This window comes from Pseudomonas sp. (genome assembly GCF_050739775.1).
Taxonomy (GTDB): Bacteria; Pseudomonadota; Gammaproteobacteria; order Pseudomonadales; family Pseudomonadaceae; genus Aquipseudomonas.
The window spans coordinates 78677-97335 of the sequence record NZ_JBOICA010000009.1 but is presented as its reverse complement, the minus strand read 5'-3'; the positions used below and the strand labels follow the sequence as shown (position 1 = coordinate 97335).

17 protein-coding genes are annotated in these 18659 nt (G+C 56.4%); 1 reads left to right on the top strand and 16 read right to left on the bottom strand.

Features of this window, described 5'->3' with window-relative positions; translation table 11 throughout:
• Positions 1 to 81: 81 nt before the first annotated feature.
• The 10 genes from ACRESH_RS07130 to ACRESH_RS07085 are packed head-to-tail and all read right to left on the bottom strand — an operon-like array spanning position 82 to position 9650.
• Positions 82 to 813, bottom strand: coding sequence for a cytidylyltransferase domain-containing protein (locus ACRESH_RS07130; protein WP_431741304.1), 732 nt, complete (start codon positions 811 to 813; stop codon positions 82 to 84).
• Positions 810 to 1460 (bottom strand): imidazole glycerol phosphate synthase subunit HisH, encoded by a 651-nt coding sequence (hisH, locus tag ACRESH_RS07125; protein WP_431741303.1) that lies wholly within the window; start codon positions 1458 to 1460, stop codon positions 810 to 812. The genes ACRESH_RS07130 and hisH overlap by 4 nt, the downstream gene beginning before the upstream one ends.
• Positions 1453 to 2214 carry an imidazole glycerol phosphate synthase subunit HisF gene (gene hisF / locus ACRESH_RS07120; protein ID WP_431741302.1) on the bottom strand — a complete coding sequence of 254 codons (762 nt, stop codon included), beginning with the start codon at positions 2212 to 2214 and terminating at the stop codon, positions 1453 to 1455. The genes hisH and hisF overlap by 8 nt, the downstream gene beginning before the upstream one ends.
• The gene (locus ACRESH_RS07115) at positions 2211 to 3515 is read right to left on the bottom strand and encodes an N-acetyl sugar amidotransferase (protein WP_431741301.1); all 1305 of its coding nucleotides are present in this window, start codon (positions 3513 to 3515) and stop codon (positions 2211 to 2213) included. The genes hisF and ACRESH_RS07115 overlap by 4 nt, the downstream gene beginning before the upstream one ends.
• Positions 3516 to 3543: 28 nt before the next feature.
• Complete coding sequence (locus ACRESH_RS07110) at positions 3544 to 4599, bottom strand: nucleotidyltransferase family protein (protein ID WP_431741300.1); 1056 nt, start codon at positions 4597 to 4599, stop codon at positions 3544 to 3546.
• Positions 4600 to 4616: 17 nt separating this feature from the next.
• Positions 4617 to 5285 (bottom strand): acetyltransferase, encoded by a 669-nt coding sequence (locus tag ACRESH_RS07105; RefSeq protein ID WP_431741338.1) that lies wholly within the window; start codon positions 5283 to 5285, stop codon positions 4617 to 4619.
• Positions 5285 to 6370 (bottom strand): N-acetylneuraminate synthase, encoded by a 1086-nt coding sequence (gene neuB / locus ACRESH_RS07100; RefSeq protein WP_431741299.1) that lies wholly within the window; start codon positions 6368 to 6370, stop codon positions 5285 to 5287. The genes ACRESH_RS07105 and neuB overlap by 1 nt, the downstream gene beginning before the upstream one ends.
• Before the next feature lie 3 nt (positions 6371 to 6373).
• Positions 6374 to 7528, bottom strand: a complete 1155-nt coding sequence (gene neuC / locus ACRESH_RS07095; protein ID WP_431741298.1) for a UDP-N-acetylglucosamine 2-epimerase — start codon at positions 7526 to 7528, stop codon at positions 6374 to 6376.
• Positions 7525 to 8676, bottom strand: coding sequence for a LegC family aminotransferase (locus tag ACRESH_RS07090; protein ID WP_431741297.1), 1152 nt, complete (start codon positions 8674 to 8676; stop codon positions 7525 to 7527). The genes neuC and ACRESH_RS07090 overlap by 4 nt, the downstream gene beginning before the upstream one ends.
• 8 nt (positions 8677 to 8684) lie before the next feature.
• Entirely contained in the window at positions 8685 to 9650 is a 966-nt protein-coding gene (locus ACRESH_RS07085; RefSeq protein ID WP_431741296.1) for an NAD-dependent 4,6-dehydratase LegB, read from the bottom strand.
• Between the two features lie 735 nt (positions 9651 to 10385).
• Between ACRESH_RS07085 and ACRESH_RS07080 the strand changes: the two genes are divergently transcribed.
• Complete coding sequence (locus ACRESH_RS07080) at positions 10386 to 11417, top strand: hypothetical protein (protein ID WP_431741295.1); 1032 nt, start codon at positions 10386 to 10388, stop codon at positions 11415 to 11417.
• Positions 11418 to 11523: 106 nt separating this feature from the next.
• Here the strand turns inward: ACRESH_RS07080 and ACRESH_RS07075 are convergent, their stop codons facing one another.
• From ACRESH_RS07075 to ACRESH_RS07050, 6 genes are all read right to left on the bottom strand, one after another.
• Positions 11524 to 12573, bottom strand: coding sequence for an LPS O-antigen chain length determinant protein WzzB (locus ACRESH_RS07075; RefSeq protein ID WP_431741294.1), 1050 nt, complete (start codon positions 12571 to 12573; stop codon positions 11524 to 11526).
• A 560-nt stretch (positions 12574 to 13133) separates the two neighbouring features.
• Positions 13134 to 13376 carry a LapA family protein gene (locus ACRESH_RS07070; RefSeq protein ID WP_431741293.1) on the bottom strand — a complete coding sequence of 81 codons (243 nt, stop codon included), beginning with the start codon at positions 13374 to 13376 and terminating at the stop codon, positions 13134 to 13136.
• A 23-nt stretch (positions 13377 to 13399) separates the two neighbouring features.
• Positions 13400 to 13693: an integration host factor subunit beta gene (gene ihfB, locus ACRESH_RS07065; protein ID WP_431741292.1), complete on the bottom strand. Its 294-nt coding sequence runs from the start codon at positions 13691 to 13693 to the stop codon at positions 13400 to 13402.
• A gap of 249 nt (positions 13694 to 13942) precedes the next feature.
• Positions 13943 to 15619, bottom strand: a complete 1677-nt coding sequence (gene rpsA, locus ACRESH_RS07060) for a 30S ribosomal protein S1 (RefSeq protein ID WP_400171495.1) — start codon at positions 15617 to 15619, stop codon at positions 13943 to 13945.
• 125 nt (positions 15620 to 15744) lie between these two features.
• The gene (gene cmk, locus ACRESH_RS07055) at positions 15745 to 16431 is read right to left on the bottom strand and encodes a (d)CMP kinase (RefSeq protein ID WP_431741291.1); all 687 of its coding nucleotides are present in this window, start codon (positions 16429 to 16431) and stop codon (positions 15745 to 15747) included.
• Positions 16428 to 18635, bottom strand: a complete 2208-nt coding sequence (locus ACRESH_RS07050; protein ID WP_431741337.1) for a bifunctional prephenate dehydrogenase/3-phosphoshikimate 1-carboxyvinyltransferase — start codon at positions 18633 to 18635, stop codon at positions 16428 to 16430. The genes cmk and ACRESH_RS07050 overlap by 4 nt, the downstream gene beginning before the upstream one ends.
• Positions 18636 to 18659: the final 24 nt, after the last annotated feature.

The following is an 18659-nucleotide window of genomic DNA, read 5'->3' as shown; positions in this document are numbered from 1 at the left end:
CCCGGAGACGGGCGCCAGCGCTTGACCGAAAACTGCCCGGTTCCTGCATTGCCTAGCGCAACAGCCAGTCAATACATGGAATCAGGCTTTCTCGCCTACACCCAGCAGATCACTTGAGGGGACAACTATCCGTTGATCCAGGCAGCGCAATGCAACGTCCCAATCCTCGGGCGTATCAATATCCAACGACTCGCAGTTTTCAGCGACCACCAATGGCACTGTCCCTGGGCATACGAAGCGCCGCTGCTCACGCAGCACACTGGGCGCCACAAGGTAGATCGAACCACTGAGCGTGAAAGCAGATTCAAGGTCCTGAGAGCGCCTGGATAGATGCTCCCAGCCCAAAAAAGGCTCCATGCTGTCGCTTTCCAGCCTGAAGCACCAGGCAGGATGGGTACTGGCTGCACACACACTGACTACCGGACGCGAGACATCCGCCTGAAACAGCGATACCGCTCGACGAATTGACTCTGCACTGCGAAATGGCGAGGTGGGTTGCAATAACATGACCCCGTCGACACTACCATGCACAGCCTCATATTCATCGAGTACGTGAATGACCACATCAACACTGGTCGCTGTATCGGTGGCTAGATGCTCAGGCCTCAGGCCCGGCACAGTTCCACCATACTGTGTGGCAACCTTGGCGATGGCAGGATCATCTGTCGAAACAACAACGTCGCCAATGACCTGGCTCTGCAGCGCCGCCTCGATGGTCCAGGCGATAAGCGGTCGCCCACCAAGAACTTTGATGTTCTTGCCAGGCAACCGCTTGGATCCGCCCCTGGCAGGTACAATGCCAAGGATCTTCATTTCAAGGTCACAAAATTGCGCAACATTGAAAGACCGACCTTGCCGCTTTTTTCCGGATGGAACTGCGCGCCCCAGACGTTATCCCTGCCAATCACCGCAGCAACCGCCGTATCGCCATATTGGCAATCGGCAATACGATGCGCTGATGAACTCGGTACGGCCATGTATGAATGCACGAAGTACACGTCGCTGTTGTTAGGTTCGATCGCGTCCAGCAAGGTGCCCTCCCAGGAGCTGCGCCCCTGGGGGTAGGACAGGCTGGACCAACCGATATGCGGGACCTTCAGGAGTGCCCCGGACTTGTCCTGGGTCGGGATAGGCTCAACGCTACCGGCAATCAGCCCCAACCCTTCGGAGCAGCCGAATTCGTGGCTGCTATCAAGCAGCATCTGCATACCCAAGCAAATACCAAAGAGCGGTGCGCCCGAAGCCGCATACGCCTTGATAGCCTGATCCATACCCTTGCTGGACAACTCGCACATCGCATCAGCGAACGCCCCTACGCCTGGCAGCAAGACCTTGGAGGCATGCTTGAGGTCTTCAGGGTCGGAAACCAGCCTGACCGTAGCACCACAATGCTCAAGCGCCCGCTGGACGCTGAACAGGTTGCCTACGCCGTAATCAACAACAGTTACTACATTACTCATACATGCGCACCCGGATTCCAGCAGCCGAAACGTCTTTGCGGATATCGCTCAGGGAAGCCCGGTTGTAGTGCAGAATGTCAGCCATTGCCACCGCATCCGCGCCACCGCGTACCGCTTCCACGGCATGCTGGGCACTGCCCATGCCGCCGCTGGCGATTACGGGAATGCTGACCGTCTCGGTGACGGCTTGAATCAGTTGCAGGTCGAACCCCTTACGGGTGCCCTCCTGGTCAACCGAGGTCAGCAGAATTTCTCCTGCGCCGAGCGCAGCGGCTTCACGAGCCCACTGCACAACATCCCGCCCGGTGCTTTCCCGGCCATTGTCGGTAAACACCTCCCAACGACCGGAAGCCATGCGCTTTGCCTCGATCGAGAGAACCATGCACTGGCTGCCAAAGCGGCGGGCAATCTCGCTGATCAACTGAGGATTGGCCACAGCCGCTGTGTTGACAGCGACTTTGTCCGCGCCACAACGCAGCAGGTGGGCAACATCTTCGACCGAACGCACGCCACCACCGACAGTCATCGGGATGAACACATTCTGCGCAGTCTTCTGAATCAGTTCACCCAGGCTGTTGCGACCATACAGGCTCGCAACACAATCCATGTAGATGAGCTCATCGATGCCCTGCTCGTAGTAACGCAGGGCATGCTCGTTGGGCGAACCGATGATGCGCAACCCTTCCAGGTGAATACCCTTGATCAGGTTAGCCCCCTTTACATCAAGGCGGGCTATCAATCGCGTATTGCTCATGCAGCAGGGTTCCAAGGTGTGTAACGCAGCTTCCACTCACCGTCGACAACATGCCACAGGTGAGGAGAACGGAAACGATCGCAGGTCGCCAGGAACCCTTCCCGGGTCATGCTGATGTAGTCCAGGAACTCTTTTTCATAACGCGAAGGGTATTCACCCTCGTAACGCTGCATCAGCGCCATCGCTTCTTGTTTGTCAATGTGATGGTTGCGGATTTCCTGTGCGGAATCCATCATCGCACGGCCCACGCCGAACTTGATCCAGCGGGTGAAATAGAAGAAGCCGTCGACCTTGTCGTCAAGGCTGTTGTACTTCGAGTAGGTACCTTCGGTACGAACCGGGTTGGCCTCGAAACCGGTGTGCTCTACTGCGTAGTAGTAGGCTTCCTGTGGAACCCACTTCTTGTAGTAGCCCAGGTACTTGAAGTCGATGCCCTTTTTATGGAGCACGTCCGGTTCCATAGGCAGGTAGCTGACCAGGTCGACCATCGGAACGCCTTCATCCAGGTACTGGCCGATTGCCTGGCCGCCCAGGAAGACATCACGGATATCCTTGCCACCCAGGTAGTCGAGGGAGAAACCTTCGCTTTCTACAGCCTCGCCGGCAGCAGCATAGCTGGAGGTCTTGTGAGAGATTTTCTCACCGTACTCGCCAGGCATTTCCCCGTAGAAAATCAGCGGAATGTTCAGTTTGGCAGCCATTTTGGCAACGAAGGTCTTCTGCCCGAGGATGAAGGGCTGGAAGGGGTGCAACAGATTGATCGTTGCGTTGCGGGTCAACAGACGGTGAATCTTGCCGTTGGGGGTGTAGAGGAAGTTGTCGAACCCACCCACGTGCAGCCAGTTCTGGAAGTTTTTCCAACCGATGTCGGTGTACAGGTGTGGCGACCAGGTAACAGTCAGCGGATTCATCCCGTACTTGTACTTCAACAGGTGGGACTGCATGGCGCTGTCTTTACCGCCGCTACCACCAACGATGCAGTCGTAGCTACCGTCATTCTTGCGGTATCGATTGCACAGTTCGATCAGTTCGCGCTCGCGCTCGTCCCAATCGATTTCGCCGTCTTCCTTCAGCTTGTTGAAATTGCAAGCATGACAGACACCATGTTCGTCAAAACTCAGGGTCGTCTTGGTCGAGCTATTGCTATGTGCATACTCGTTACTCGACATCGGCTGCTGGTTGGACATGTTACAAATTTTGCAGAACTTAACGTCGCGCGGCAGCCCATAAAATACTTCCAGCTCGCCGTGCGGCTTGGCGAATCTTGAAAGATCTACAGAAGAGCTAGGGGCAATTTTCAAAACCGATCTCCAATTGCAAAATCAACAATCAAACAGGATATTTGTTACGCGCCAGCTGCAGGTCGTCAGGACGCCCCACATCCAGCCAAGGCTCATGCATGGGATAGGCGATGGTGCTTTCGCCCTTCTGCTGCACACGTTCAAACAAGGTAGGCATGTCGCACGGGCTGCCCGCAACCAGCTCTTCGAGCACGATCGGGTCCAGCACGTAAATGCCTGCATTCACATGAGTTCTATAAACAGGTTTCTCATCGAAACCAACAATTTTTATGCCCTCAGTGCGGATCACCCCGAAAGGGTTCTGCCATTCATGGAGCCTTACTGCCATTGTTGCCAACGCTCCATGTCGGAGATGAAAATCGAGCATCTCGCCGTAGTGAATATCAGTCAGGACATCACCATTTGTAACAACGAACGGTAGCGAAGGCCGAGGGTTGAGCAAACTGATCGCACCTGCAGTCCCCAAGGGGGAGTCTTCATGCAGGTAACTGATGTTCACCCCCCATTTCTGGCCATCGCCGAAATACTCTTCGATCATGTGTCCCAGATAGTGCACGGACACAATAAAGTTGACGAATCCATCCATTTTCGCTCGTTCGATGATCAGCTCGAGAATGGGTTTGCCGCCGACCGGCAACATCGGCTTGGGACAGTCTTCAGTGAGCGGCAACAAGCGCTTGCCCAGACCGCCAGCCATGATCACCATGGTGTTCTCGCGATCGCCGCCCTCAAGTACCTCGTCCCACGAATGCAGGCCCACCACACAACGCTCGGCGTCGACGATCGGAACCTGATGAATCTTGTTGGCATGCATCAGGTGCAAAACCATTTCGCGGCCCATTTCAGGTGGCACGACCAATGGACTGGTGAACATGATCTGGTCTACCGGACTTCCGAGATCAAGACCGCGCAGCAGGGCACGGCGAACATCGCCATCAGTGACACTCCCTTGCAAACGGCCTTCAGGGCAGACGACCAACACGATCTGCAGGCCCGACTCATCCAGGTTGCTGATCGCCTGCTGAATGGTCGCGCCTTGAGCCAATAGCGCCTTGCGCCAGAACTGATGATCAACTGATTTCATGATGCCTTCGGCTAAACTTAATTTTTTGATTCAAGGGTTCGCACTGGCGAACCCACCACCAAACGCCCTGCAGGCACGTCCCTGATCAGGGTAGTACCTGCACCGACTGTAGCGCCTTCACCAATCGACAGGCCCTGTATCGTCGTCGAGCCTGCCCCGATGAAGGCGCCAGGTGAAACCTTCACACCACCACACAGCACCGCTGCAGGTGCGACATGCACATGACTGCCAATTATACAGTCGTGATCTACCCTGGCTCCGGTATTTATTATCGTGTTGGCACCGATCGTCGCATCAGGCTGGATAACCGCTCCGGCCATCACCTGCACGCCAGCCTCCAGCATGACACTGGTATCGACCCAGGCGGCCGGGTGTACCAGCGCCGGAAAATAGAAGCCCTTGGCCTCCAGGGCAACAAAAATATCGCGCCTGCGACTGGAACCAGCCACCTGCCCCATGCCATTGACAAGGGCAATGCGAGAGGGGCCGAACTGCTCAAGAGCCTCGTCACCCCCCAGAACCGGGATCCCCCGCCACATCGGTACAGAGCTTGCGGCCAAGCCAGGATCACACACACCCTTTACCTGGACACCCAGCGCCTGGAGCAACGACAGTAACACCTTGGCATGCCCCCCTGCCCCGAGGATGACGCAAGGCGCTGCGCTCAACGGATGCTCAGGTGACATCATTCAATGATCTCACCAGCCTGATATGCCCTGGAAGCGACCGAACCGACCCGCTCCCAGAGAGACGTTGCGGGTAATCCGCCGCCACAGCGGGCGGTACCCAGATCGTCACGGGAGAATCGGCCCCCCTGGGCGACATCCCGCACGGCAACGACCTGTTGTCGCGCGGCTTTGCGGGTATCCCACTCACTAGGCTGCGGCGATTTGCAAGCACCCCCCATGATCTGCTCCAGCCCCCGAATCTGTGAAACCATCTGCGTCAGTTCGTCGGGCTCCAGCGACGCCTTGTGATCAGGCCCCGGCATGGAGCGATCAAGGGTGAAGTGCTTTTCGATAATCCGCGCACCACGAGCAACAGCCGCCAGGGGCACCAGCAAGCCTTCGGTATGGTCCGAGTAGCCCACTTCAAGCCCAAACGCCTGTTGCAGGGTGTCCATTGCGCGCAAATTGACCTGATCGAGAGGTGTCGGGTACTGGGAGGTGCAGTGCAAAAGGCTGACATGCCCCTGCAAGCGCTGCCTGACACCTGCATCACTCCAGCACCGCCAGACCTGCTCCATGTTGGCAGGCTCCTGCTCATTGACCAGAGCGTGGGCAACAATTGCCAAGCCCTGCTCAACTTCGCTCAGGGTCGCCATACCCGTGGAGAGCACAAGCGGCTTGCCGGTTCGGGCAAACTGCCAGAGCAGCGGGCCGTTGGTCAGCTCCCCGGAAGGTACTTTGAAGAATGGGATATCCAGCGAGACCAGGAATTCCAGGCTGTCGCTATCAAAGGCGGTACTGATGAATTCAATCCCGCGCGACTTGGCGTGGGCCTGCAACTCAGCATGCCACGCCCTGGGCAGCTCAAGCTTCTGCAACATGGCCAGCTGGCTTTCTGCAGCGTCCGTGGTCCTCTGCTGGTAGAGCGCCTTGGGGGCATTGACCGATGCCAGCTTTTGCGCATCAAAGGTCTGAAACTTTACCGCGTCCGCGCCGGCGCTGGCTGCCAGATCGATCAGCCTGAAGGCCAGGTCGCGTTCACCGTTATGGTTCACACCCGCTTCGGCTATTACATAGACAGAATCTTTATTGGCTTGTCTCATACGTCAACCCAAATCATGAAATGACTTGTGACTCAACACATCACAGGTTTCAAGGAATTGCACTATCTGCTTCGCTGCATCGCCCTGCCCATAAGGATTGGTCACCCCCTTGCAGCGGGCGGTGAAGGTATCGCTCAAAGCCTGCTCAAGCGCACTCACGATGGACGTCTTGTCCGCCAGGCAATGTATAACCGAGTCCGCACACAAGCGGCCAGCCTGCCGCGAGCCGATATTGACGGTAGGCACACCGAAGGACGGGACCTCAATAAGACCACTCGATGAGTTGCCGACCACTGCACTGGCATGCCCGACAACACTGAGATAGCGCCGAAAGCCGAGTGACGGAATGGCCAGCACGCGCCCAGGATTACGCGCGGCATAGTCTTCCAGCAAGGGAATGATCGCCCGGCCACCGCTGTCGGCGTTAGGGTAGGTGAGCACTACGCCCTGATCAGGAAACTCATCCAGCGCCTGCAACAATGCACTGAAGCTCTCCACTGGGTCTTCATCCTGGGCGGTGACCGGATGGTAGGTCACCAACAGAAATGGCGAAGTAAAATCAAACTTCAGCTCTTCACCCAACCGGGCCAGCGGAATTGGCGGCGTGCGCTTGAGGTGATCGAGGCCGACCGCCCCCACATTGAGCACTCGCTCAGGCGCCTCCCCCATCTGGATCACGCGCTTGCGGTAGGGTTGCGCGGCCACGAAATGCAGGTACGCCATCTTGCTGATGGCGTGACGAATGGCATCGTCGTATGCCCCCTCGGTAATTTCTCCTCCATGCAGGTGGACAATAGGTATGCGCATGATCAAGGCTGCCTGAGCAATACTCAGCGCCTCGAACCTGTCACCCAACACCACCAGCATGTCCGGCCGCAGGCGATCCAGAGCATCGGCATAGCCCAGCAGCCCCAGCCCCATGGACTTGACCGTACCGACATCGGTGTCCGATGAAAGCAACATTTCGACCTTGGCATCGATCGCAAAACCATCCTCTTCGATCTGGCGCCAAGTGGCGCCAAACTCGGGAGACAAGTGCATGCAGCTGACAATGACCTGAAGGTCCAGCAACTCACTGGACTGGATCTCCTTCATCAACCAGTACAGGAGACCATATTCTGCCCGGGTCCCGGTAAATACAGCAACGCTACGTTTCATGTGCGCCCCAAAGGCGGAACACTACTTGGCAAGTTCACAACACGGGCTTCCAGCCATTCGGCATTACTCAGGTCACCCTTGAGGCAATGCTGATAAGCCGGCAGGCGATTCATCAACGCCCAGATCGGGCGGGTCATCACCCCCTGCTCGTTGGTTGCCTTGAGTAGCGCATCGCGCTGCGCCAGGTCCTGACAAGTAACCGCATTGAGCCAGTAGTTGGAGCGGCACCCTTGGGGCTCGAAGACAAACTGCAAGTCGCCACCGGCCAATGCATCGGCGTAACTCATGGCCAGTTTGCGCTTGGCCGCGAGAAAGGTGTCCAGTTGTTCCAGCTGTGCGCAACCCAACGCCGCGTTGATATTCGGCAAACGATAGTTGTAGCCGATCTCGTCGTGGACATACTCGTAAGGGTGCGCCTGCTTGGCAGTCGTGGTCAGGTGCTTGGCGCGGACACCCAAGGCCTCGCTGGTGAGCAACATGCCGCCACCGCCGGTGGTAATCACCTTGTTGCCATTGAAGCTGAGTGTGCCGATCAGGCCAAAGGTTCCGGTGTGCTGCCCGTTGTAGGTGCTACCCAGCGATTCTGCAGCATCCTCTACCAACGTCAGGCCCCAACGCTTGCACACATCGAGCAGGGCATCGAGCGCCACAGGATGACCGAACGTATGCATTGGCAAGCATGCCCGCAGTACACGCTGATCCTGTTTCAAGCGGCAGTGTCCATCGGCATCGATATAGGCTACTGATTCCAGCCAGGCCTCAAGCGCTACGGGCGAGAGTCCCAGGGTGTCACGATCGACATCCACAAATACCGGTTCAGCACCACAGTAGGCAATCGCGTTACAGGTTGCGACGAACGTCAGGGACTGGGTGATCACCAGATCTCCGGGCTTGACCCCGGCCAACATCAATGCGATATGCAATGCCGCTGTGCCGTTCACGGTCGCCACAGCACGCGGACTCCCCGTGTAAGCCTGCATGTCATGTTCGAAGCGATCGACAAAAGCGCCCACGCTGGAGACGAACGTAGACTCAATGGTAGCGGCTACGTACTTCTGTTCATTGCCGGAAAATACCGGGGCATGCAGTGGGATAAACTCATTGGTGCCGTACTGATCGCGTACAAACCTGACAAGCGAGTCAAACATACCGGACCTCAAACGTTGTAAATATTGGCTTTGTATTTGGCGAGGTTCTGAGGCTGCGAGAACCATTCGACCGTTTTTTCCAGACCTTGACGAATCGAATACTCAGGCTTGAACCCGGTCAGGCCGTGAATTTTCGAGTTATCGCACCACAGACGGAATACTTCCGACTTTTCCGGGCGCATGCGTTGTTCATCGGTGAGGAACTCGACATCGCTCTTCATCAATTCACGGATCAGGTTGAGGGTGTCGCCGACCGAAATCTCGAAATTCGAACCAATGTTCACCGTCTCGCCAATGGCCTGATCGCAACGCGCCAACTCCAGGAAGCCACGGCAAGTGTCGGCAACATAGTTGAAGTCCCGGGTCGGTGTTACGTCACCCAGTTTGATTTGCTTCTGACCCGAAGCAATTTGGCTAATGATTGTTGGAATCACTGCCCGAGCAGACTGGCGCGGCCCATAGGTATTGAAAGGACGGGCAATGGTCAGCGGCAGGTCGAAGGCATTGAAGAAGCTCATCGCCATGGCATCGGCGCCGATTTTCGACGCACTGTAGGGCGATTGCGCTTGTAGCGGGTGCTTTTCGTCGATCGGGACGTATTGCGCGGTGCCATACACTTCACTGGTAGAGGTATGGATAATTCGCTTCACGCCGTTCTCGAGCGCAGCCTGACAGATATTCAGAGTACCCTTGACATTGGTATCGACATAGCTGTCCGGAGCAACATAGGAGTAGGGAATGGCAATCAGTGCAGCGAGGTGAAAGACAATATCGACACCTTTGGTGATGTGCTTGCAATAGTGCGGATCGCGAACATCGCCATTGAGCACTTCAATCTGCGAAAGGCAGTCGACATCCTCGAGCCACCCCCAGTAGTTGAAGGAGTTGTACTGGGAAAGTGCCTTGACCTTGTAGCCCTCACGCACCAACAATTCGGTCAAATGCGAACCAATAAATCCATCAGCGCCGGTCACCAAAACTGTAGTCATCGTTCAACCCTTAACGTGTCCCACCCGGAGCTTCAAGATCCTAGGCAATAAAACATATGAATAAACTATTGAACCCTGTAACTGCCGGACAACTCAATCCTTGGCAATTACCACGTCAAATTCGCTAAAACTGCCATACGCAACGATCTGCAAGCAACCCCAGCCCAACCAGTATCGCCAGCGACACCACCACAGATTTCCCAGCCCCAAAAGCCAGTACAAGCTGCGGGTTTCACTAGCGCAGGCCATCGTTGACATTGGCTTACGCGATTTCGAGCAGCATGATCGCCGCCGAGACCCGCCAAGCATTTGCAGACCACGGCTCAATCAAGCCTTCGCTGGCCTTGCGGCACTATACACAACCCCCGCCACTGCATCCATTGCAACGTGCACAAGCCGTCTCGGCTTACCACCCTTGGCTCGCTCTTGGCGCCCTCTCTTTCAAGGTTTTCGGTTAAAATCTCTGCGGTTCGACTTGTAACCTAGCACTCCATAACCCTACCGACCACCCCACTACAATCCATACAAGCACTCCAACTTAGACCAAAACTTTCCTACACCAGAGCAACAGCCCCTGCGCCCTGTGGATCCAGCGCTGAAAATCAGCAACAATGCGCCCCTCTAGACCAACAGCCTACAACCCAGAGAGGAAGCTGGCAATTTGCTTGCATCGAGACTCCGGCGGCACTTTTCTACAACAAATCAGACAACCCAACCGCCATGCACAAGCTCTTGCTGTTGACAATCTCCCTCCAATTGGCACTGCTACCAGATACACGTGCAGCAGAGAAAAGCGCACTCTATGTAGCGCCCGCATTATCTCGACACGAATCGCAATCCTACTACGAGCCTGGCGGCGCAACTCACCAACTGGTGTATGGCGCCAACCAGCAGCCACTGACATTTTCGGGCAGCGACTTCCCCGCCGACATGATTGTTGCAAGCGACATTGGTACCAATATTGCCAGGTACAGCGCGTCAGGCCAAAAGGCCTGGATGCTCGTTACCTACCCGGACACGGTAAGGGCCATCAACCTGGTCGACGGAGTACTGACCGTTTATGCAGGAAAGCAAAAGCTCACCATCGACCCAGCCGATGGCCGCCTCCTGGAGAAAGCCCCAACCAACGCCTACTTCCTGTTCAACAAGACACAAAACGGCGTCGCAATGCAAGGCCTCGATCAATCAGGTCGCAGCACAGTCAAAATCAACGGCAAACCGCTCCCGATAAAGACCCAGTGGGCACGCGACGCACTGATTCACAACGGGCTTCTATATGTTTCCGACACTTTCGGCCACCGCGTCCTGGTATTCCGCCTGAACAACCTTGAACTGCTGTACCAGAAAAATTTCTACTACCCAAACGACCTGTTCATTGCAAACGGGCGCGTCATGGTTGTCGAAGAACATGCCAATCGCGTCATAGCTGTTGATTCAAACACTGTCCAGTTTTCCTGCCCACTCTGGGCATACATGCAAACGCGCAAGAAGATAAAAGACATCGAAGATCAGGTAGTGAAATACAATAGCCCCAACGGCGTGAGCCGATGCGCACGCGAATTCATGGGGCACAACACACTCTACTCACCAAACGGTGGCGCTTACTTGAAAAAAACCTTTGTGATAGCCGACACCGACAATCACAGAATAGTTGCCGTTAAAAATGGCAGCATCATTTCAGAACTGAATGGCATCAACAATCCAGTACGGATCATTCTCATCCCCCTTGAGAACAAGCAAGTCACCCGCTGACCCCGAAATGGCTCGACCTGCCGGCACAGGTAAGATCCGAATGATCTTTTGCGCCGGCAAACCAACATGACGAGGCGCCCCCCCCCACACCAGCCGCAAACCCCGCTCAGACGCTCTTGTGAGGACTGGCCAGCAACAGCCGAATCAGCGCCACCGCAACGCCCAGCACCAGGCCGGCAATCACCCCCAGCAGCACAACAAACAAGCCACTTAGGCTGACCGGCTGATCAGGCAGTTCCGCCCCGCCATCCTGGCGATACACAGATACCATTTTCGGATCGACCTCCAGCCCGCTGTAGAACGCCAAGGCAGCTTGCTTTTCCCGCAGGTTGCTGATGAACGGATCATCAGACGAACGTTTCTGCAAGTTTTCTATCTCGGCCGTCAATGCCTTGCTACCACGCATGTACGTCAATGAGCCATCCATGCTTCCAGAGACCTCGGACAACGCATCACCCAGGATCACCGGTGGCTTTGCAAGGTCGATCGATCTGGCAACAAGCAATGCCTCCTTCAATCGCGCAATATGGTCTTCGCGCTGACGAAGCGCAGTGTTCTGAGCGCTAACAATCTGTTGCTGCAAACTGCCAGCCCTGACCGCAGCATCACTTTTCACGTTAGTCAAAATTTCTTTCTTGGCTGCCTCGCCTGCCATTTCGGCATACAGCGCAGCCCACATCGCAGCTTTCTCCGGGTCAGGCAATTTGACAGCTACCACGTAACTTGTCGCACCACCTTTGTCCTTCAGGTCTACCTGCAAAATGGAGTTGAACCTGCCGTACAGCCGATCCTGTGAACCGCCACGCTTCTCTTGCACCAGCGAAGGGAGGAACACCTTGCGAAAAAACTCTCGGCGCAACGACTCTGACTGAAGATGACGCACATAGACATCGTAGATGTCCTTGACGGTCAGTTCGGGCAACCCGCTATGCTCTCCCCGACCATAATTGAGGCGAGCAACATCATTCTGGGACGGCGGCTGCAGGAATACCCTGGCCTCGTACACAGGTTTGGCCATCAATGCGTAGGTTATTGCACCCAACGACACAACCACGACGGTGACCGCAATCAGTAACTTTTGACGCAGAAGTCCCTGGAACAATAGCACCAAATCAATTTCACCGTCCTTGATCAAACGCTCACGGTCATTGGACATTTATTATATTGTTCCTTGCAGTAATTTTGAACGCGATACAAACAGGATAAAGCCGCTGAACCGGGCACCGGAAAGAGGCCCTGAATCGCCCTCAGAAAATAGCACGACCCCGAAGCATTTTCATTGGTTTATGAAAGCCCATCAAGGCATCTCAACCCCGCACAGGTGAGGATCGACGCGATTAAAAATCATTGTGCTTCGCCTCAGGAAAGCTGAGCGCTGTAAGAACAAAAATCGAGAAAAAAGTTCAATTAATTATTGATAAGCAATTGTGTTAATGCCATGACCCGCGAGCTGCAGCAGCACCACTGCCATGCCCGTCAGCACGCTCACGAGCAAACAGCCGACACCTGAAGCATCCCCCCCGGCAGCAAGAGCCCCAAACACTTAAGATGAAAGAGAACTTTCGCGACAGGCGAACATACCCCCAAGAAGCAGGCAAAAAAACTAAAAAATGCATCGTCCACGACTGAAATCAGTGGCACCAGACAGGACGCCCACGATGGACTTGCTGCAATCACGATATTCCGAGCACTAACCTATTCGAATCGATACGCCGATCAATCAGCCATTCGACGCACCCGAGACTTCGCGCGCAAGCCCATGCATATGCCCAACAGCGGACCAACCAACAACCCCGCGATCACGGCAATCAGCACCACGACAGATAACGGCAACGCCGGGGACGACCAACCAAACAACACCAGAGAGACCGCCTGCTGGTTCTCCAGCACAAAAAACAGTGTCAGCCCTGCAAGGCCCAACAACAGCAGCGTCAGCAACAACCGCTTAACATTTCGCATGCCCCGCTCCTTTGTCAGCCCTATTAGGCACGCTCTTCCTCTTCGTTGACCCGATCTCGCAGCTCTTTGCCCGGCTTGAAATGCGGCACAAACTTGCCATCGAGACTGACGGACTGCCCGGTTTTCGGATTGCGCCCTACCCGTGGCGCACGGTAGTGCAAGGAAAAGCTGCCAAAGCCACGGATCTCGATGCGATCTCCGGTCGCCAAGCACTGGGACATCTGTTCAAGCATGGTCTTGATGGCCAGCTCGACATCCTTGGATGAGAGCAGCCCTTGATGGGTGACAATACGTTCGATCAGCTCCGACTTCGTCATATTTTTCCCTTCTTTATCAAGCAGCTAGATCATTGCTTCATTGTTTTTAGCATGACCTGAGGGTTTTGAACAGGGTGGTTATTGACTTAATCGAGGATTCTTGTTTTACCCCCTCCAGGGTAAAAACAGGGCACTTTGCCAAAGCCAAGCAGCGCAAGGGTTACAGCGGTAAACAGAGCCCGCAGCACAGGCAAATCGCAGACACAAAAAAGGGCGACCGAAGTCGCCCTTTTTAGATCCAAGCAGAACTTAGTTCTGCTTGGCCATTGCCTGACGCAGCAGCGCGGCCATGGTGGTATCAGCAGCTTCCGGAGCAGTTTCTTTCAGGCTCTGGATGGCTTCTTTCTCTTCAGCATCGTCTTTCGACTTGATGGAGAGGCTGATGACACGGCTCTTACGGTCAACGCTGATGATCTTGGCTTCGATCTCTTCGCCTTCCTTCAGGACGTTACGCGCGTCTTCAACGCGGTCACGGCTGATTTCGGAAGCTTTCAGAGTGGCTTCGATGTCGTCGGCCAGGGTGATGATGGCGCCTTTGGCGTCAACTTCTTTTACAACACCCTTAACGATTGCGCCCTTGTCGTTCGCTTGAACGTACTCGGAGAACGGATCGCTTTCCAGCTGTTTGATGCCCAGCGAGATGCGCTCACGCTCTGGATCAACAGACAGGATGACGGTGTCCAGCTCGTCGCCCTTCTTGAAGCGACGCACGGCTTCTTCGCCGACTTCGTTCCAGGAGATGTCCGACAGGTGAACCAGGCCGTCGATGCCACCGTCCAGACCAATGAAGATACCGAAATCGGTGATCGACTTGATGGTGCCGGAGATCTTGTCGCCCTTGTTGAACTGGCCAGAGAAGTCTTCCCATGGGTTGGACTTGCACTGTTTGATGCCCAGGGAGATACGACGACGCTCTTCGTCGATGTCCAGAACCATGACTTCCACTTCGTCGCCGACTTGTACGACTTTCGAAGGGTGGATGTTCTTGTTGGTCCAGTCCATTTCGGAAACGTGTACCAGGCCTTCCACGCCTTCTTCCAGCTCTGCGAAGCAGCCGTAGTCGGTCAGGTTGGTAACACGCGCCATTACGCGGGTGCTTTCTGGGTAACGCGCCTTGATAGCAACCCATGGGTCTTCACCCAGTTGCTTCAGGCCCAGGGATACACGGTTACGCTCGCGATCGTACTTCAGTACCTTGACATCGATCTCGTCACCAACGTTGACGATTTCCGATGGGTGTTTGATACGCTTCCAGGCCATATCGGTGATGTGCAGCAAGCCATCAACGCCGCCCAGGTCAACGAATGCGCCGTAGTCGGTGAGGTTCTTGACGATACCTTTGACCTGCTGGCCTTCCTGCAGCGATTCCAGCAGAGCTTCGCGCTCGGCGCTGTTTTCGGCCTCCAGGACACTGCGACGGGAAACGACAACGTTGTTGCGCTTCTGGTCCAGCTTGATGACCTTGAATTCCAGCTCTTTGCCTTCCAGGTGGGTGGTGTCGCGCACTGGGCGGACATCAACCAGGGAGCCCGGCAGGAACGCACGGATACCGTTAACGTCGACAGTGAAGCCGCCTTTAACCTTACCGTTGATAACGCCCTTGACCACTTCTTCGGCGGCGAAAGCTGCTTCCAGAACAATCCAGCACTCGGCGCGCTTGGCTTTTTCACGGGACAGTTTGGTTTCGCCAAAGCCGTCTTCGACCGCGTCCAGCGCAACGTGAACTTCGTCACCGACCTTGATGGTCAGCTCGCCAGCTTCGTTGTAGAACTGCTCGAGCGGGATGACACCCTCGGACTTCAGGCCAGCGTGTACGGTAACCCAGTCGCCGTCGATGTCGACAACGATACCGGTGATGATCGCACCCGGCTGAAGATTGAGGGTTTTCAGGCTTTCTTCAAAGAGTTCTGCAAAGCTTTCGCTCATTTTAATTCCTGTAAATTAGGGCGAGACATACGCCCATCAGCCACACTCCAGACAATGTGGGTTTCGTTCATATAAAGGAAAGCCGACAGGACGTTGACTGGTGCCCCTGCCTGCCTCCCTGATCATCAGGCGATATCGCGCAGGGCGAGCTCGCTCTTGATGCGTTCCAACACCTGCTCGATGGACAACTCCGTGGAATCCAGTTGAATCGCATCGGCCGCCGGTTTGAGCGGGGCCACTGCGCGCTGGGTGTCGCGCTCATCGCGCGCACGAATCTCATCTAGCAGACTTGACAGACTAACATCTTCGCCTTTGCCCTTCAACTGCAAGTAGCGCCGACGAGCACGTTCCTCGGCGCTGGCGGTCAGAAAAACCTTCAAGGGCGCATCGGGGAACACCACCGTGCCCATGTCGCGACCGTCGGCAATCAACCCCGGCGCTTCCTGAAACGCCCGTTGACGCTGCAGCAAGGCGTCGCGCACCGCTGGCAGCGAAGCCACCATGGAAGCCCCGGCACCAACAGTTTCGGTACGGATGACGTTACTGACATCCTCGCCCTCGAGGATGATCTGCTGCAGCTTGCCAGGCTCGGCGGCGATGAACTGCACATCCAGGTGTGCAGCCAGCTTGATCAGCAGCTCTTCGTTGGTCAGGTCGACGCCATGATTGCTGGCAGCAAAAGCCAGCAAACGATACAACGCACCTGAGTCCAACAGCTTCCAGCCCAACTCACGCGCCAAAAGGCCGGCAACGGTACCTTTACCCGAACCGCTTGGGCCGTCGATGGTGATAACCGGCGCATTCACGCTCACGACTTGCCCTCTTCTGCAACACGAATCCCGACTTCGGCGCACAGGGCCAGGAAGTTCGGGAAAGAAGTAGCGACGTTGGCGCAATCATGGATACGGATCGGTGCCGAGGCGCGCAGTGAGGCGACGCTGAACGCCATGGCAATACGATGGTCGCCATGCCCGTGCACTTCACCGCCGCCGATCGGACCACCATCGATGATGATGCCATCCGCAGTCGGCTCGCACTTCACACCCAAGCTCAGCAGGCCATCGGCCATAACCTGGATGCGGTCGGACTCCTTGACCCGCAGCTCTTCGGCACCACGCAGCACGGTACGCCCTTCGGCGCAGGCCGCGGCGACGAACAGTACCGGGAACTCGTCGATAGCCAGCGGCACCAGGTGCTCAGGAATCTCGATACCCTTGAGTTTAGCCCCGCGCACACGCAGGTCCGCTACTGGCTCACCGCCTACTTCACGCTGGTTTTCCAGGGTGATGTCGCCGCCCATCAGCTTGAGGATATCGATGACACCGGTACGGGTCGGGTTGATACCCACGTGCTCGAGCACCAGTTCCGAACCTTCGGCAATCGACGCAGCCACCAGAAAGAAGGCCGCCGAGGAGATATCGGCTGGCACTTCGATATGGGTCGCGGCCAGCTTGCCACCAGACTCCAGGGACGCCGTAGGGCCGTCTACATTAACGCTGTAGCCGAAACCACGGAGCATGCGCTCGGTATGGTCACGGGTAGGCGCAGGCTCGGTGACCGTAGTCTTGCCTTCGGCATACAGGCCCGCCAGCAGCAGGCAGGATTTCACCTGGGCACTGGCCATTGGCAGGGTGTAGGTCAGCGCCTTGAGTGTGTGACCACCACGAATGGTCATCGGCGGACGACCGTCAGCAGCAGTCTCGATTACCGCGCCCATTTCCCGTAGCGGGTTGGCCACACGGTTCATCGGCCGCTTGGACAGCGAGGCATCGCCGGTCAGCACGGTGTCGAATGGCTGCGCAGCCAAAAGGCCGGAGAGCAGGCGCATGGAGGTACCGGAGTTGCCCAGGTAGATCGGGCCCGGTGGCGGCTGCAGGCCATTGAGGCCAACACCGTGAATGGTCACCCGGCCATGATGCGGCCCCTCGATGACCACACCCATGTCGCGGAAGGCCTGCAGGGTCGCCAGCGCGTCTTCACCCTCAAGGAAGCCTTCGACTTCAGTGGTGCCTTCGGCCAGGGAGCCGAGCATGATCGAGCGATGGGAAATCGATTTGTCGCCTGGTACGCGAATTCGGCCAGACAGTTGGCCACCAGGATTTGCCAGGAAAATCAGGTCGTTGGAGTTCATAGCGTCCACATAGGCCCGGCGGGCCAGGATTTTACTGAAATGCTCGCGGGCAACCCGGGCGCGCGTGAAGACGCCCAGCAATTGATGCCCATCCCCTGCATCGACCGCGTCGCGCAAGGCGTCGAGGTCGCTGCGAAATGTATCCAGTGTGCGCAGAACAGCTTCGCGGTTGGCGAGAAAAATGTCGTGCCACATGACCGGGTCGCTTCCGGCGATTCTTGTGAAATCGCGGAAACCGCCGGCAGCGTAACGGAAGATATCCAGGTTTTCATTGCGTTTGGCCAGAGAATCGACCAGACCAAAGGCCAGCAGGTGCGGCAGATGACTGGTTGCCGCCAGGACTTGGTCATGGCGTTCGACCTGCATGTGTTCGACATCGGCTTCCAGCGCACGCCAAAGCCGATCAACCAGCGCCAGCGCGCCCTGATCGGTTTCGGCCAGCGGAGTAAGGATCACCTTGTGGCGACGGAACAGAGCGGCATTGGAGGCCTCCACGCCACTCTGCTCGGAACCGGCAATCGGGTGCCCGGGCACGAAGTATGCCAACTGTTTGGCAAACGCTTCACGCGCAGCGCGCACCACATTGCCCTTGGCACTGCCGACGTCGGTCAGCACCGCACGCCCCAAGTCAAGTTGCGCCAGGCGGGCCAGGAGCTTTTCCATGGCCAGGATCGGCACGGCCAACTGAATGACATCAGCGCCAATGCAGGCAGCGGCCAGGTCTTCTTCACAGCGGTCAACCACACCCAGTTCCACCGCCAGCTTGCGCGACTGCGGATCCAGGTCGACACCGACCACCTCACGGCACAAGCCGCTTTCACGCAGACCTTTGGCGAAAGAGCCGCCAATGAGCCCCAGACCGACCACCACCAGCCGGCCGATCAGCGGCTCGACCTTGTTTGCCACGAC

Excerpts from the sequence above, each read along its gene's own strand:
- neuC (WP_431741298.1), bottom strand. The coding sequence starts at position 7,528 with ATGAAACGTAGCGTTGCTGTATTTACCGGGACCCGGGCAGAATATGGT.
- ACRESH_RS07080 (WP_431741295.1), top strand. The coding sequence starts at position 10,386 with ATGCACAAGCTCTTGCTGTTGACAATCTCCCTCCAATTGGCACTGCTA.
- ACRESH_RS07070 (WP_431741293.1), bottom strand. The coding sequence starts at position 13,376 with ATGCGAAATGTTAAGCGGTTGTTGCTGACGCTGCTGTTGTTGGGCCTT.
- ACRESH_RS07130 (WP_431741304.1), bottom strand. The coding sequence starts at position 813 with ATGAAGATCCTTGGCATTGTACCTGCCAGGGGCGGATCCAAGCGGTTG.
- hisF (WP_431741302.1), bottom strand. The coding sequence starts at position 2,214 with ATGAGCAATACGCGATTGATAGCCCGCCTTGATGTAAAGGGGGCTAAC.
- ACRESH_RS07090 (WP_431741297.1), bottom strand. The coding sequence starts at position 8,676 with ATGTTTGACTCGCTTGTCAGGTTTGTACGCGATCAGTACGGCACCAAT.
- ihfB (WP_431741292.1), bottom strand. The coding sequence starts at position 13,693 with ATGACGAAGTCGGAGCTGATCGAACGTATTGTCACCCATCAAGGGCTG.
- ACRESH_RS07075 (WP_431741294.1), bottom strand. The coding sequence starts at position 12,573 with ATGTCCAATGACCGTGAGCGTTTGATCAAGGACGGTGAAATTGATTTG.
- ACRESH_RS07110 (WP_431741300.1), bottom strand. The coding sequence starts at position 4,599 with ATGAAATCAGTTGATCATCAGTTCTGGCGCAAGGCGCTATTGGCTCAA.
- ACRESH_RS07105 (WP_431741338.1), bottom strand. The coding sequence starts at position 5,285 with ATGTCACCTGAGCATCCGTTGAGCGCAGCGCCTTGCGTCATCCTCGGG.
- neuB (WP_431741299.1), bottom strand. The coding sequence starts at position 6,370 with ATGAGACAAGCCAATAAAGATTCTGTCTATGTAATAGCCGAAGCGGGT.
- rpsA (WP_400171495.1), bottom strand. The coding sequence starts at position 15,619 with ATGAGCGAAAGCTTTGCAGAACTCTTTGAAGAAAGCCTGAAAACCCTC.
- hisH (WP_431741303.1), bottom strand. The coding sequence starts at position 1,460 with ATGAGTAATGTAGTAACTGTTGTTGATTACGGCGTAGGCAACCTGTTC.